At 48.2% G+C, this 14,857-nt stretch carries 13 protein-coding genes; 4 read left to right on the top strand and 9 right to left on the bottom strand.

Going from position 1 to position 14,857, the window contains the following annotated elements:
• Window positions 1–7: 7 nt before the first annotated feature.
• Together EJV45_RS09505 and EJV45_RS09500 are read right to left on the bottom strand one after the other, a co-directional pair.
• On the bottom strand, window positions 8–3,283 hold the full coding sequence (locus EJV45_RS09505) for a TonB-dependent receptor (protein WP_129715439.1): 3,276 nt from the start codon (window positions 3,281–3,283) through the stop codon (window positions 8–10).
• 83 nt (window positions 3,284–3,366) lie between these two features.
• Window positions 3,367–4,515 carry a FecR family protein gene (locus EJV45_RS09500; RefSeq protein ID WP_129715438.1) on the bottom strand — a complete coding sequence of 383 codons (1,149 nt, stop codon included), beginning with the start codon at window positions 4,513–4,515 and terminating at the stop codon, window positions 3,367–3,369.
• 304 nt (window positions 4,516–4,819) lie between these two features.
• On the opposite strand from EJV45_RS09500, the gene EJV45_RS09495 reads away from it, so the two are divergent.
• Complete coding sequence (locus EJV45_RS09495) at window positions 4,820–5,464, top strand: RNA polymerase sigma factor (protein ID WP_129715437.1); 645 nt, start codon at window positions 4,820–4,822, stop codon at window positions 5,462–5,464.
• 184 nt (window positions 5,465–5,648) lie between these two features.
• Here EJV45_RS09495 and prfH read toward each other — a convergent pair whose 3' ends face one another.
• The 6 genes from prfH to EJV45_RS09465 form a co-directional block, all read right to left on the bottom strand.
• Complete coding sequence (gene prfH, locus EJV45_RS09490) at window positions 5,649–6,278, bottom strand: peptide chain release factor H (RefSeq protein WP_129715436.1); 630 nt, start codon at window positions 6,276–6,278, stop codon at window positions 5,649–5,651.
• Window positions 6,279–6,280: 2 nt separating this feature from the next.
• Window positions 6,281–7,678: an RtcB family protein gene (locus EJV45_RS09485; RefSeq protein WP_129715435.1), complete on the bottom strand. Its 1,398-nt coding sequence runs from the start codon at window positions 7,676–7,678 to the stop codon at window positions 6,281–6,283.
• 800 nt (window positions 7,679–8,478) lie between these two features.
• On the bottom strand, window positions 8,479–9,060 hold the full coding sequence (locus tag EJV45_RS09480; protein ID WP_129715434.1) for a YdeI family protein: 582 nt from the start codon (window positions 9,058–9,060) through the stop codon (window positions 8,479–8,481).
• Between the two features lie 19 nt (window positions 9,061–9,079).
• Window positions 9,080–9,523 carry a VOC family protein gene (locus EJV45_RS09475; protein ID WP_205942358.1) on the bottom strand — a complete coding sequence of 148 codons (444 nt, stop codon included), beginning with the start codon at window positions 9,521–9,523 and terminating at the stop codon, window positions 9,080–9,082.
• Between the two features lie 129 nt (window positions 9,524–9,652).
• On the bottom strand, window positions 9,653–10,363 hold the full coding sequence (locus EJV45_RS09470) for a YafY family protein (RefSeq protein WP_129715433.1): 711 nt from the start codon (window positions 10,361–10,363) through the stop codon (window positions 9,653–9,655).
• A gap of 278 nt (window positions 10,364–10,641) precedes the next feature.
• The gene (locus EJV45_RS09465) at window positions 10,642–10,929 is read right to left on the bottom strand and encodes a hypothetical protein (protein WP_129715432.1); all 288 of its coding nucleotides are present in this window, start codon (window positions 10,927–10,929) and stop codon (window positions 10,642–10,644) included.
• Window positions 10,930–11,101: 172 nt separating this feature from the next.
• Here EJV45_RS09465 and EJV45_RS09460 point away from each other — a divergent pair, with 172 nt between their 5' ends.
• The 3 genes from EJV45_RS09460 to EJV45_RS09450 all read left to right on the top strand — a co-directional run bounded on the left by EJV45_RS09460 (window position 11,102) and on the right by EJV45_RS09450 (window position 14,101).
• Window positions 11,102–12,961 carry a hypothetical protein gene (locus EJV45_RS09460; protein WP_129715431.1) on the top strand — a complete coding sequence of 620 codons (1,860 nt, stop codon included), beginning with the start codon at window positions 11,102–11,104 and terminating at the stop codon, window positions 12,959–12,961.
• A 263-nt stretch (window positions 12,962–13,224) separates the two neighbouring features.
• A complete protein-coding gene (locus tag EJV45_RS09455; RefSeq protein ID WP_129715430.1) occupies window positions 13,225–13,668 on the top strand; it encodes a GNAT family N-acetyltransferase in 444 nt (147 codons plus the stop codon).
• A 61-nt stretch (window positions 13,669–13,729) separates the two neighbouring features.
• Window positions 13,730–14,101 (top strand): hypothetical protein, encoded by a 372-nt coding sequence (locus EJV45_RS09450; RefSeq protein ID WP_129715429.1) that lies wholly within the window; start codon window positions 13,730–13,732, stop codon window positions 14,099–14,101.
• Between the two features lie 15 nt (window positions 14,102–14,116).
• Here EJV45_RS09450 and EJV45_RS09445 read toward each other — a convergent pair whose 3' ends face one another.
• Entirely contained in the window at window positions 14,117–14,770 is a 654-nt protein-coding gene (locus EJV45_RS09445; protein ID WP_129715428.1) for a DUF1349 domain-containing protein, read from the bottom strand.
• Between the last annotated feature and the right edge of the window lie 87 nt (window positions 14,771–14,857).

Below are 14,857 nucleotides of genomic sequence, written 5' to 3'. Positions count from 1 at the left end.
AGATGAATTAAAATTTGACGTTAAGACCAACGGTATACATTTTCACAATTCCATAGGTCCACTGATAACCCCGACTCTCGGGGTCAGTGATCTTGACTGATGTGAATGTAAAGGGATTCTGCGCGTTCAGGTAAGCCCTGATGCCTTCTATTCCCAACTTGCGCGCGAAATTGGTCTGAAAATTATAGCCGAGCTGAAGGAATTTGACACGCACATAGGCGCCGTTCTGAAACCAGAAATCTGAAGAAACCTTGTTGTTAGCCGGCGCAGTAGATAACCTTGGGAAGCGCGCATCGGTGCGCTGCGGTGTCCAGTAATTGTCTGCATAATAGGTTGTTGGCACGCCGCCGTCTGCGCTAAAGTCCAGCGGTTGCGCAAACATGCCATATAGCGTTGCGTCAGCTTTGCCAACTCCCTGAAACAGGGCTTCGAGATCAAAGTTTTTAAAGGCAAGGCGCAGGTTGGCGAAATAAGTTAGTTTCGGTACACCATTGCCGATCCAGCCCTGGTCGTCGGCACCAATTACGTTATCTCCATTCAGATCCAGGTAACGGATATCTCCCGGCTTTGCATTGGGCAGTACAGGCACAAGCGGCTGACCGTTCTGATCAAAATCGCTTTGTTGTAAGAGGCCGCCCGAGCGGTAACCATAAACACTGTTTATTGGCGAGCCAACCTGCGTAATGGTCGTTGCGGTAACGATAGACTGGCCCTGGAGTTTAAGTACCTCATTTTCATTATAAGTTACACCGGGTCTGACCGAGATGCTGAAGTCGCGCCCGATTTTTTCATTGTAGTTTACAGAGGCTTCCCACCCACGGTTTGACACGATACCTGCGTTTACCGGTACGGCCGACTCAAAGCCGCCTACCATAGGCAGTGCGGGACTTAAAATGATGTCGTTTGTTTGCTTGTCGTAATAGTCAAATGTGAATTCGATCTTATTGTTCGCAAACAAGCCAAGGTCGAGTCCGATATCAAACATGTTAACAGACTCCCAGGTAATATCGGGGTTTCCGTAGGTAGTCTCCACGCCTGAGCTGTTATTGATCAGTGTCTGGTAGCGGTAAAGTCCGATGTTATCATTGCCCAGCTTACCGTATGAAGCACGAAATTTAAGGTTGTTGATCAGTTTTGATTCTGCCAGGAAGGTTTCGTTATGCAGGTTCCAGCCAAGCGCAACAGAAGGAAATACGCCAAACTTTTTCCCGGGACCAAAGCGGGAGGAGCCATCGGTCCGTACCGTTCCTTCAAGCAGGTAACGGTCTTTGAATGAATAGTTCAGCTTTGCGTAGGCCGATACCATTGAAAAGACTTCGAATGCACCGCTGTTGGTTTCTTCCTGTGAGTAGCCGGCAAGCGCAAAAACCCGGTGGTTTCCTTTGTTGAGGGTATAGTCGAGCGTGCTACCCACATAATAATAGGTTGTGCGGCCCATGGTGTTTGTGCGCTGCAGGCCCCAGGTGCGCAATAGGTTGCCTGTATAGTAGTCGAAGTGATTAAAGTTTTCGCGGATGTCGCGGTTTACATCGCTGTTAAGGCGAAAACTGAATTGGCCGCGAAAATTCAGGCCTTTCAGGATTTCCCATTTCGGCTGCAGGTTAATACTTGTTTGACCTGCCTCCAGCGATCTGGTTCCACCGGCCTCTGCGTACGCCAGCGGATTCACTACGTCCAGGTACTGACCATAAAACATCCTGCCGCCCTTGTCGGGATATTTCGGTACAATGGTAGGGGGCACGCGGTACATATCTTCAAGAATCCGGTTGCCGCTGTTTTCTGAGGCGCTGGGGCGGTTTGGCTGCTGGGTGTTTCGGCGGATAGCCAGAAAATCGAGGTTAACCTGGAACTTATCACTAAGCGAAATTGTGGTGTTTGCGCGGATGTTGTAGCGCCGCATGTGGCTCAGTGGAATGATACCTTTCTGTGCGGTGTAATTGCCTGTTAAAGCGAACCTGGCGATGTTGCTACCGCCGCTCAGCGACAAGGAATTGCTGGTAATAGGTGCGGCGTCATTGATCAGCATATCCAGCCAATTGGTATTGGCAAAAGCCAGCGCCGGGTTTGCCACAGGATCCATCCCGTTACGGGTGTTATCGATCTGCTCCTGCGTAAAGGGAAGTGTGTTGGTTGGATTATTGTTAAAGCTCGCCTCGTTATACATGCGCATATAAGTCGGCGCATCAACCGTTTGCGGCAGGGCAGAGGCTTGCTGTGTGCCATAATAACCATCGTAAGTGATTGACATTTTTCCGGCCACACCGCGTTTGGTTGTAACTACGATAACGCCGTTCGCCCCGCGCGATCCGTAACTGGCCGCCGCCGCCGCATCTTTCAGTACAGTTACACTTTCAACGGTTACCGGATCGATGTGGTTCATATCCATCGGAATACCATCTACAAGTACCAGCGGGTTGGAGTTGCCAAGCGTGCCAATTCCCCTGATCTTGATGGTGGCCGCGTCGCCCCCCGGCAAACCAGAACCCTGTGTGACGTTGATACCCGTTACACCGCCCTGTAGTGACTGCGAAAGCGTGGTAATCGGTTTGCCTTCGATGTTTGACTTTACATTCAGCGTAGCCAACGAACTGGCGATGTGTTTTTTCTGTTGTTCGTTCAGGCCCACGACCACCACCTCGTTCAGGGCAGATACATTTTCCCTGAGCGATACGTTTAAACTACGGTCAGCCTTAATAACGGTGTGCTCAAAATTGAAGTAGCTGACTGCAGAGAAAACAAGCACTTCGTCCTTCTTGGCCTGAATAGTGAAATAGCCGTCTGCATCGGTTGAGGTTCCGCGTGTGGTTCCTTTTACACGGATGCTGACACCGGGCAGGGCGGCGGGCGGTTCGTGCGTGTCAAATACACGTCCGCGGAGTGTTACCAGCGTGTCCTGCATGGCAGCTAGCCGTTCTTTGGTCAGGATGAGTATCTGCCGTCCCGATATGCGGTGCGTCAGGTTGGTTTCCTTTAGTGCTTTTTGTAAAATTTCGTCAATCGTTTTGTCCTGAAGTTTAAGATTAATTTCCTTTCCATGATTCGTTCTCAAGACCTCATCATTGTACACAATGAGGTAGTTGCTTTGCTTTTGAATCTTCTGAAACAGCTCGGGAAGATTGCCTCTGTTAAGCTCAATGTTCATGCGGATCTGGGCCCTGGAACCGGCGTAGGCGCTCATTAGTCCCAGCCACATCAAAGCGGTCAATATCTTCATCATCCTGATTATTTTAGTTATGAGCGTTGGATCGGGTGCATGAGAATCATGCACATGAAGTTTTTTCATATGTTTGTTGTTCAGTTTAAATAATAGCTTGAATGGTTATTGTTTGGAGGAGATGTTGGCGCATCTCCTTTTTTTGCGTCAGTTTATCTGCGTTCCAACCTCCTTTCTTCCTCATTGTATCTATAAGGTGTTCCTTCGCATAGAAATCTGATCACATCGTCTGCGTTCTGCTGAAAATCGAGCCTTCCCGAAAAGGTTTCCTGAGACAAATCCAGCCCGTTTGTATCTACCGCCAGGTTATAATATTTCTCAATGCGTTTGATGATTCCGGCAAGTGACTCGCTTCGGAGGTTTACAAATCCCTCTTTCCATGATTCGAATTCGGCGGTTGGCACCTCAGAGATGGCAAACCGGCTTGTTTCGGGGTTGTAGTTGATCTGCTGTCCTGATACAAGTTTTTCGCTGATTTTATTGAGCCATTTACCCGCGCTGAAAGCGATGCTGCCGCGTACCAGTACTGCATAGTTTGCTTTTCCCGTTGCATCTGTACTCATGTAAAATTCGGTGCCCAGCACGCTGATGTTCATATTTTTTGCATGCACGTAGAACGGCTGCGCCGGATGATGCGTGACGTCGAAGTAACCATCGCCCTCGAGGTAAACCTCGCGGGTTTTGCCGCTGAAGCGTACAGGATAAATCAATCGCGATCCCGAGTTCAGCCACACCCTTGTGCCGTCAGGCAGGGTAACGCCTGTGCGCTGCGCCGCCCCGACCAGCAGCGTCGTAAAACCATTTCTCCTGAAAGTTTTTGAGCCAGACTTTGCCTTCGGCTCACGGTGCTTCGCGGTTCTACCCTGCACAGTCACAGAGGCACCCGCGGCTGGAACCGTAGCGTTTTCGGCCAAAGCAAACAGCTTGTCACGTTCACTATTGCTGCCGTTGAACAGGAACAGGGCACCGCAGACGATCACAAGCGCCGCTGCCGCACGAAACCAGGTGCTGCGAATGAACCGGAAGGGGGATGTTAGGGGCTTGTTTGCGGCGATCTTGTGCTGAATTTTTTTGGCCATCTCGGTCAGTTCGGCATCAGACAATGCTGTTGCTGCAGGCAGCGGCTCGAGCGCCAGGAGAATATTCCTCGCCCGATCTACTATACTTCGCTTTTCCGGATGAGCGGCAAGCCAGTTTGTCCACAGGGCATCTTCAGGTTTCCTGCTGCCCAGTACCCATTCCCTGAACGATTCGTCGTTCAGGAAATCATCGGCATCATATTCTTCATATTGATTCATCATTCGGTTAGTTAGTACCTGGTTTGCCTCGGGCAGTTAGCTGCGATTATGATATCTATTGCCGTATTTACGCCCATTGATCCGGTAGAGCTTGTCTGGTTAGATTTATGCTTTTATACAGGATACATGACCAGGCTTAAAATACCCTTCGTTTGCATAATTTTTTTCTGCCCGTAAAACTTGCTTAATAATGGCGCTGTAGATTTGCAGATAAGCGGTTAATTGGCAGGGTGCCTGACATTGCCACGGAATGATATGGCCATTCTGATTGAATGAATTATGCTATATTTACTTTCGGCTGATTATCATGGCAATGCGCTTTCGGCACTGCAATTATGAACTGACACGAATGGCTCCCGAAACGAACGACAGGATACTACAGGAACAGCGCCTCTGGGAAGGATTGCGCACTGGCGATGGAGAGGCCTTCAACGAGCTTTTCAGGAATTATGGAAAAAAGCTCTTCAGCTATGGCAGCAGGTTTTGTTCAGACCGCGACCTGCTTAAAGACTGTATTCAGGAACTATTTGTGGGGCTATGGAACAAGCGCGCGGACATACCGCTTCCTTCGTCAATAAAATGGTACCTCTTCGTGGCTTTGCGAAACCGGATTTTTCGGGAGCAAACCCGGTGGAACCGGAATAGTGCGCTTGCGGAGGAATACGATTTTGTCATTGAATATAACATCGAGGAACAAATGATTGCACACGCTGAAGATATGGAGCTAGCGCAGAAACTAAAGAGGGTGTTAGAAGGGCTGCCGCCCAGGCAGCGTGAGATCATTTATCTGCGTTATTATGAGGATCTGGACCACGACCAGATTGCAAGCCTGATGGAAATCAATAAGCAGTCAGTGCATAATTTGCTTCAGAAAGCATACAAGAGCATCAGGCTTGACTGGGTGCCGTTGATAACATTGCTATGCAAAATATCGTATGCTGGCGGGAACTGACGAATAGTTAAATTTTCTTTTTAGTTTATTTTGTAACTTAAAGTTGGTAACTTTGGGAAAGTTACCAACTTTGCAGGAGTCGCAATGGATCTGTCAATTTGCAATAACCTAAACGGCGGAGTGGGATATTCCTATCTACCTGAGACCTCGAATAGAGATAGCACACTTTCACGCATCCTATATATCATTGTCCGATCAACCGAAGCTCAGCCCGTATCGTTTTGATCGGATTTCCTCGTTCTAAAAACTGGTGTTCCTGCCATTGGTTATGCTGTTGGTTCATCAATATTGATGTTTGCCAGACAAGGAATTTCTCCTGAAGGCGGGACAGGCAGCGTTTTTTATTTTCCAGTTGAGAACGGGAGTCCATAGCGATCGCTTGCAGCCCTGAAGGTATATGTGTGCCACGGACGGCCGTCTCGACTTTATTTACGTGCTGACCACCCGGTCCAGCAGACCTGCAGGTTTCAAGTTTCACATCACTGCTGTTCCAGCGCGGAATTTCATCCACATCGAAACAGGCAATACCCACAAACCAATTTTTTCGCTTATGATACCTGCGGTAAGGACTCTGCGAAATCCATTGTATGGTACCTGACCATTCGTTTATGAAGCTTTGAAGTTCTGACCCGGTTGCAAGCATGGTGGTCGACAACAATGTGCCCTTCAGTTCAGCGTGTTTCGTTTCGAGAACCTGTAGGTCGATGCCAACCTGGTGGGCCTGCTTCATCATCATGCTTTGCACACAGGCTACAACCCGGCAGCATTCTGCCGGGCCCTTGCCTGAAGTGATTTGTACAATAACTTTTTTCATGGTCAGTCCTTGTTCATTCTTACAATCCGCGGGAAAAATTTGCCTTGTATGTCTACCAGCTCCCGTTGTGCAGCCATAACCGTATCGATGTCCTTATACGCTGACGGGTTCTCTTCGACAGAACCACCGATAAGTGTTACCCCTGACCGGGTCAACAGCTTCTTCATTGCCGATGTGGTCATGCTGTCTTTTGCTCGCTGGCGGCTCATCGCGCGGCCAGCGCCATGCGATGCAGAATAAAGTGCCTGTGAATTGCTTTTTCCAGATACGAGGTAAGCAGCCGTAGTCATGCTTCCGGGAATGATGCCCAGTTCACCCTGATGTGCTGGCGTGGCGCCTTTGCGATGAACAATAACTTCTTTTCCGTCGAGGTCATCTTTCCAGGCAAAGTTGTGGTGATTCTCTACTACATGTAAAGCTTTCAAGCCCAGGGTTTCGAGTAGGTTGGCGTGGATTCGCTCATGGCAGGCAGCAGCATAGTCACCCGCAAGGTTCATCGCTAGCCAATACTCCTGACCAGCTTCGCTGTCCAGGCTGAGCCAGGCAAGCTGTTGTACCTGCTGCGGCAGTTTGCATGTTTCTGCAGCAATCCGGGGGTAATACCTGGCTATCGCCGAACCGAGACCGCGGCTGCCCGAATGTGATAGCAGGGCCGTGTATCTATTTGCCGGCAATCCAAGTGTGTTGTTTGCAAACAACTCAATCTCGCCAAACTCAACGAAGTGATTGCCATTCCCCGAAGTACCCAGCTGACGGATAGCTTTTCCGCGCAGGGGTTTTAGAAATGCAATTTCGCTGAATAGCGGGCTGTCCAACACTTTATGCTCCTGCCGCACTCCCAGGCCACCTTCCATCCCAAAGTGGGTATGATTTTTCAGCGCCTGTTTAACCTGATATTCGTTGCGTTTCAGGTACCCCTCACTCTCATCTATGATCGAAAGGTGCATCCGGCAGCCAATATCCATCCCGACTGCATAGGGTATTACAACCCGGTCTGTCGCCAGTACACCGCCGATGGGGAGTCCGAAGCCCATATGTGCATCGGGCATCAGCGCCGCCTGGACGCTAACGGGCAGCAGGCTGGCCAGCTCGATCTGTTGTTTCGCGGCAGATTCTATGTGTTTGCTGCCATAAGTTTTGCAAAAGACCGGTTTATCTAATAGGTTGTACGTTTTGAAACTGGGAGTATGCACCTTCCCTAATATTTTCTCAGCAATCTTTGCGGTCAGCTCATTTTCAAGAAATGCTTCAGGATCGTTTATTATACGCACTAACAGGTCAAGCAAGTCCTGTTTGCTGTAATGTTTAAAGTTTTTTGCGGCAATACCAACAACCAGGCTTCGCAGCTGGTCGTTGTGGTAGCCGATCTTACTTAAATCTTTTGTTCGTAAATTGCCCATATGGGTTGTGAAGTTTTGCCGGTGCCCTTCAGGGCATTTCCGGTAATTAAGATATAGCGTTTAATGATGGACTAATCTGCACACGCGACTGAACTGGTGTTACAAAAATCCCTCAAAATGAAAATGAAACGGCTGCTTGTCCCCAGACTGGAGATATATATCTCTTCAGGTTTCAGCGCCAGAATGAGGCAGGCAAAGGTCAGCATGGAAACCAACGGTAACCATCATACAGTCATAAAATGAGATCTTTACTGCCTAAAGGGCAATGAGCAGGAGGGGCGATATGTAGCGTTGCGCTGTCATGATTTCTTGATAAAAAATGTGAACGGATCAAGAATTATCGCAAAGGTAATATTATTAATTGATATTTCGTCTTTGAAAGATATATCTGCGCCTTTTGTGGGATTTGAAATTTAAAAATCCCGTTGCTTCATAGCTAAAATCCGCTGGTTGGGATAACTGATATAAGTGAGAGCTTAGCAGGCTATGGAAAACCAAGTGGAATGCCTGAGATCAAAAAAAACCGTAACCGCGCCAATTAATCTTAGAGAGCATTACAATAATCATTAAGAACAAAAATAAAATTTAAATTTATTTTATAACTTAAAGTTGGTAACTTTGGGAAAGTTACCAACTTTGCAGGAGTCGCAATAGATTCAGTCCCATGCATTAGCGTAAAAGCTTACATATAGCCATCTGCCGATCTTTATCAAACCGTCTGTGAATGCTTTGAGCGTGGCCGCACCACAATAGCACTATAATCTCGGCACTGCAACCGAAACAGAGTGATGCCAATTGCTCTATCTGGAAAGCATTTTATGTTTAAGTTCCATCCCGCAGCTCCGGACGATTTCTGCAATCCTTTTGTTTCTGGTTTCGTTCCGTTTGGCCATGACCAACCATTGCAGCAGGCGCTTTTTCTCTGAATTGCAGATTTTTTCGAAATAGGCTTCCGCCCGCAGGTCGGTATGGAGTGCCGCCTGGAGGTCGTGCGGAATTTTCAGGGCTTCCACGTCATCAAGAATAGCCCAGTAGCCGTTTTGCTTTGCAGTTTCAATTGCGGCTAACCCCGGAGGCATCATCCGCCCCCCGGCAATCAACTCCTTAACCTTGTCCTTGTTAGCTTTGCACCATACACTTTTTGCCCGTCTTTTAGTGAATGACTGTAAAAAATATTCATCATCAAATGATCGCGTTGTAGCATCTATCCATCCATAACACAGCGCTTCTGCCACGGCCGCTGCATGATTTAAGGTATATTTCTTTGCTTGCTTTTTGCTGCAGGCCACCCAAATCGTCTGATCTGTTGTGTGATTCTCTGCAAGCCATTGGCGCCAGACCTCGCTCGAAACGGGCCAGATGATGTTCAATTCGCTGGTCATAGCTCGTTTTTTGATGCTGTTAACTGTCTGTCTTTTCAGGTGCTACCGATTTCAAAATATCTATATAATGCGGATTGTACATAATCCCTAAAACATTGCCAAAAGGATCGACAACCGAAGCGGTCACAAACCCGCTGTCGCTACGGGCCATTACTGGTTCAAATGTTGTTGCTCCCAGTTCCAGCAATCGGGCATAGGTTGCTTCTACATCGTCCACATGCCAGTAAGTTATCGCGCCGCCTGGTTCCGTTTTTGCATGCGGTGCGTATTTTGCATCAATAAAACCCAGCTCATGTTCATAATCGCCAAGACGGAATTCGATGTATGCCGGATCGCCGGATGGGGGGAATGCAAAATATGAGTCGATGCCAAGAAATTCAGCATACCATTTACGTGCTGCACTCAGATCATCTGCATAAAAACAGCTGGTGGCCAGGCCGCGGAGGATGTTTGATTTTTTCATTTTGTCAATTGTTTAATTAAAAACTCTTTTGTTTCCTTCATCAAAAATAGTCGGCCTGTGTGACAGCCCTGTGTCAAGGGTCTGCGATTTATTTTGATCTTTTGCCGGTAACGCACGTCTGACGTCATTTCAGCGGTGGCGGTTTTTCTTCGGGCTGTCCATGAAATATTCCTGCAGCGTCATGTTGTGCGAAGGAAATTTTTGCTCCAGTACCTGCAGGTGTTTGATGCGGTCAAGCCGGAAAGTGCGGTACTCCCGGCGCAGGCGGCACCAGGCGATAAGCAGCCACTTCTCTTCAGTATTGCAAAGCGCAAAAGGCTCCACACGGCGTTTGGAAACTCCGCCCGATTCAGACTCATATTGTATTTCCGCTAGGCGGAAGTCGGTTAATGCGCTTTGCAGCGTGCTCAGGTAGTTTGTTTCGACCCGGCCATCCTTTTTATAATGAAACGCAATGCGATCAGCAAGAAGGCTGGCCCGGTCTTTCGTCAGACTGCGCAAAACATTCCTAACCTTATCAACCGCACCTGAAAACTCGCGAACGAAAGAAAGGTCGCGGTTATTTCGCACATATTGTTCAGCGGTAATCAGGGCATTCGCCTCTTCGTCGGTAAACATAATGGGTGGAATCCGGTAGCCTTCCATTAACGAATAGCCCTTTCCCTCCTCCGTAAGTATTGGAACGCCTGCCTGCTCTAAAGCGCGGATATCCCGGTAGATCGTGCGGCTGCTCACGCTAAACTTCCTTGCCAGTTCAGATGAGGTGACCAGCCTTTTCGTTTGCAGGAGAACCAGTGTGGCAGTGAGACGCGAAAGCCTGGAAGTTTCATTGTCGATCATGTGCGGGACAGAGCTTTTTTTGAAAATACAGAAAGTTTGATCAGAACAGAATAGATTTTCCGTGTCTTATCCGTTCGCTATTTTAAAAGAAAAAAATATTCCTTTAAGGTTATTTTGTAACTTAAAGTTGGTAACTTTATAAAAGTTACCAACTTTGCAGGACTCGAGCCATCTCCGCCCTGCTGAAATAGCTTCAAAGCCGCTGTTTGTCACGGACAGAAAAATATTCATTCGGCAGCATCCTAAAGTACCGTTACAATAAAATCCGGGCAGTAATTTTAAGCTAATTTATTGCGCCTGCGTAACCGGTAAAAAAGTTCGAACTCCAGACAGCTCAGAATAAAACCCAGTAAAAGGAAATGAAAAAAGACGAACTCCTGGGGAAAGGCCGGTATCGGCTGAACATTAATGATACTTGCAAACCCGGTCGTTCCCAGGGTAACATAACGCGCAAACCGTGAAACAACATCCTGACCGCCTTGAGTGGCAATAACAAATAAATAACACACTGTAAAAAACAGAAAGTGCGCAGTTGTCAGTCCGTAAAGCCGGCGTTTGTAATCCATCTTGTTTTGTGCAATTGTGAAGATAGAGAAATTTCCTGAGATACCAGATCTCCCATTTACCATGCCGGCAGTCAACCGGCGGCTTAAATATCCATGATATCACTATCTTGGTACGCATCTGTCGCCGAGTGGTATCATACCCGTGCTGCACGGCCCGTTTATCATTTTTATTATGCCTGGCATTTATCAACCATATAGCAAAAAGTTCAACGTAACGCTGTGTTTACTCCTGCTTATGGCCTTGTGTCTCGCTTCCTGCGCAGTTCACACACCTGTGCCAACCGACACCCTTCTGCAGGATCTGAAAACCCGTTCCTCAGCTGCGCTGTCTGCACATGTAAATGAATTCAATGCCTATAAAGACCGGCCTTCTTCAGACGGACCGTTCAACGCTTCAAACAACATTGCCTTCCTAAAGGCAAACATCCCCCTGTTCATCAGTTCAGACGATCAGATTAACAAAGTTTACAATTACCGCTGGTGGATGATCAGCAAACACCTCAAAGAATACGACGATCCCTACGACCAGAAAAAATATTGGGTTGTTACCGAATTCTTTGGCGTAAAGCCCTGGGCCTCCCTCAGTGGTGCCATCACCTGTCCGGCGGGTCACCAGTTTTATGACGTGAGATGGCTGCGCGATCCAAAATACCTTCAATCGTACGCCGACTATTTTATGCAGGGCTCTCCTTCAAAACTGAATCAGCGCGAAAATGGGAACTTTCTCACTTACCTGAGCCGGCCTGAAAGCCACCATTTTTCCAGCTGGATGATCGACGGTATTGATGCGTACCTGAAGGTACATCCAAACAAACAATGGATGCATAACCTGCTCCCGCATATGGAACGTCACCAGCAAGTGTGGGACAGCCTGTTCACCGTAAAGAAGCCTGGCTCGGCGACCAATGGGATGTACAAGATTCTCGACTTGTACGATGGTATGGAATTCAGCCTCTCGGCAGTGCTCGGGCTGATTGCAAGCAAAGGTGCCTACAGTCTGTACACCCCTGAAAACTGGAAAAATTATTACCTCGGCTGGGGCACCACAGACCGCGCGGCCGCGTCTCTACAGGCCAGAGCATACCCAATGGCCTACAGGAAAGGATACCCCGACTTTTATCTTGTGCGGCCGTCTGTAAATAGTTACGCCTATGCAAATTTGCGCGCCCTGGCCAATCTCTGGCGGCTCGACACAGCGGCTGCGCCGGAAATCCGCAACCGCAAGGCTGAGTCTTACGCGGCAAAAGCAACCGCCCTCCAGGTAAAGGTGATGGATGTGCTTTGGAACAAACAGGACCAATTTTTCAATACGCGGAGCGCAGGCGATAACCGTTTCGGTATCCGTGATTACGAAGCCAGGGTCCGCGAATCTGTCGGTTATACGCCGTGGTACTTTAACATGATTCCAGCAAATTCGCCAGAGCGATTTGGCAGGGCCTGGGATATGTTCGCCTCCGCCAACGGCTTCCAGCATCATGCCGGCATGACGACCGCCGAACGGCAGCATCCCTACTATAATGAACAGGCTTACGCCTGGAATGGCCGCGGCTGGCCCTTTCAAAACTCTGTGGTTTATAAAGCTTATGCAAACTACCTGCGCAACTATAAAAAGGAAATCACTGCTGCCGACAAGGAACTGTTGTACGCCTATATCAGCAAGCTCGCGGTTATGCATGGCTCTGACCAGCTTAACATTGGCGAATGGTATATCCCGAGCAACGGTACAGAATTTGGTGGTGAGAAAGACTATTTTCATTCAACCTTCCCTGATATCATTATCGAAGACCTGATCGGGTTCAGGGCGGCACATGCAAGCAATTTTTCGATCCAGCCGCTGCTGCCCGAAAGTAAATGGGATTACTTTTATTTAGGCAACATCCGCTACCACGGACGGAACATTGATATTGCCTGGAAAAAGGATTGGAACCCCGAACTTCCGGGTAACCAGTCCGGTCTGCTGGTATGGGTAGACGGTAAGCTCGCCGCACAAAGCAAAATGCTGAACAGACGCCTGCACGTCAGTCTGAGATAGAACGGACTGTATTTTTTCTACACACGTGAAGCTTCATCCGGCCTGAGTAATAGCTCACGTATAATTTTTTCCTGCATCACGCCGGTTTTCTATATCTGCTCAATTACTACAACCGGGCAGAGCAGGCAGGCCTGGGCGGGCAGGAACTGGCAGCAGTTGTCATCATCTTCAGCGAAAAGGACTAAAGATTATAAGCACTCACTGATTTGCCCAGCCTGTTTTTTATTGTTCAGTCAACTGAAATTCCCTTACCTTTAGCAAATATGGAAGGCGTTTTTCAAACAGGCCCTGAGCACCGGGATGAACTACTTATTATCTGGGAGGAAGCCGTTCGCGCAACGCATCATTTTCTGACAGAAGGCGATATCCTGTTTTACCGGGAATCATTGAAAGGCGCCCTGCCCGAGATGGACCTGTATGCGATTGCAGACGATGGCGTACTTGCCGGCTTTATCAATCCTGAGGAGGGGATGGTACACGCCCTGTTTGTACGTCCGGCAAAAGCCGGCCGGGGCTTTGGTAAAACGCTGATGGAATTTGCCATACGTGAAAAGGGCATCAGCCGTGTTGACGTAAACGAGCAGAATACGGCCGCGCTGGCATTTTATGAACGCCTCGGTTTTGAAGTTTTCGCACGAAGGGAACTTGATGGAGCAGGAAAACCCTATCCACTACTTATGCTTCAGCTGCCCGAGCCGCTTGCCTGAAAAATATATGCGAAAACTATAGGCCGCACTTTTCGTTTTTATACATTCCAGTTTAGAAGTAATGAAGCCGAGCACAAGTATCAAACTGCGGGATACAACCATCGCAGCGCTAATAGCAGAAGACCAGACAAGAGCCGATTTGTTGCGGTCTGAGTTTAAAATCCACGCGCCACAGCTTGCAGAGGTGATCAACGCGTATCTGTCCGAACGTTACCGGGTAGCAGAGCAAACAGAGTTCGGGTTCACCTTTGCTACCAAATTCAGCGGGCATGTTTTAGTCAGTTTCGTTGCCAGTCAGTACAACGCCTGCGAAAGTCTGGAATTGACCCATGCAGACAACCGGCGGCTCGATTTTGATATCGATCCCGCAAGTCATACATTAACGCTAACCGGCGATATGCTCAGAGAACGCTCTACGTTTGAGGAGTTCTGATCCCAAACCAGCGGCTTATTGATCTGCGTTGTCTTCTAGCCACTTCAAACGTCGGGCATCTGGAAGGTGTTTTACAGAAAAGTGCTCAAATTGCGCATCAAATCCTTTTCCATCCGGCGAAGCCGCCATCATGCCGACCATAACAGGTGTGTTGTCCTGCAGGTAAGCGTTGCGCATCATGGTGTATTCCTTATCATCAAAAGAGTAGAAAACCTCAACCGCATCAAGACGGCGAACGGCTTTGATCCAGACAAAGGGGGCCGGTTTCTCGAGTTTGATCACACTCCAGTCGCTGGTCTTGTGCGTAACCACCGTACTCAGGTTATATTTTCCGTCTACAAATTCAATACCCGCCTTAATATAGTTCTGCTGATCTATGCGCAGCATTAACCCCATCTGGTCAAACCGCGCTTTATAGTTACCGGTAATTTTTACCTTCACCTCAAACTCACCACCATACGTTCCGTAGTAAAATGGAGCGTCATCTACGGTAAAACCATAATGCGAGATACGCCAGTAATCTGTTTGCGGGGTTACAAACATGCTGAGCGCATTGTTTTTGATGTCCCATTTTTCGGGCTCGTTAAACCAGTGCATTTTGTCAAGTTTTTGTGCCAGCACGAGTTGAACAAAGGCCAGGCAGCTAAGGGTAAGTAAAAGTTTTTTCATTTGCAGTCTTTTGTGAGCGCTGTGGAGAGCCTGCAGGCAGCAAATTCTCCCGAACGCTTATCTTAGCAAAAATATCAGTTAACAGCC

This window comes from Pedobacter sp. SYP-B3415, from assembly GCF_004138205.1.
Lineage (GTDB): Bacteria > Bacteroidota > Bacteroidia > Sphingobacteriales > Sphingobacteriaceae > Pedobacter.
This window is presented reverse-complemented; position numbering and strand designations above follow the sequence as displayed.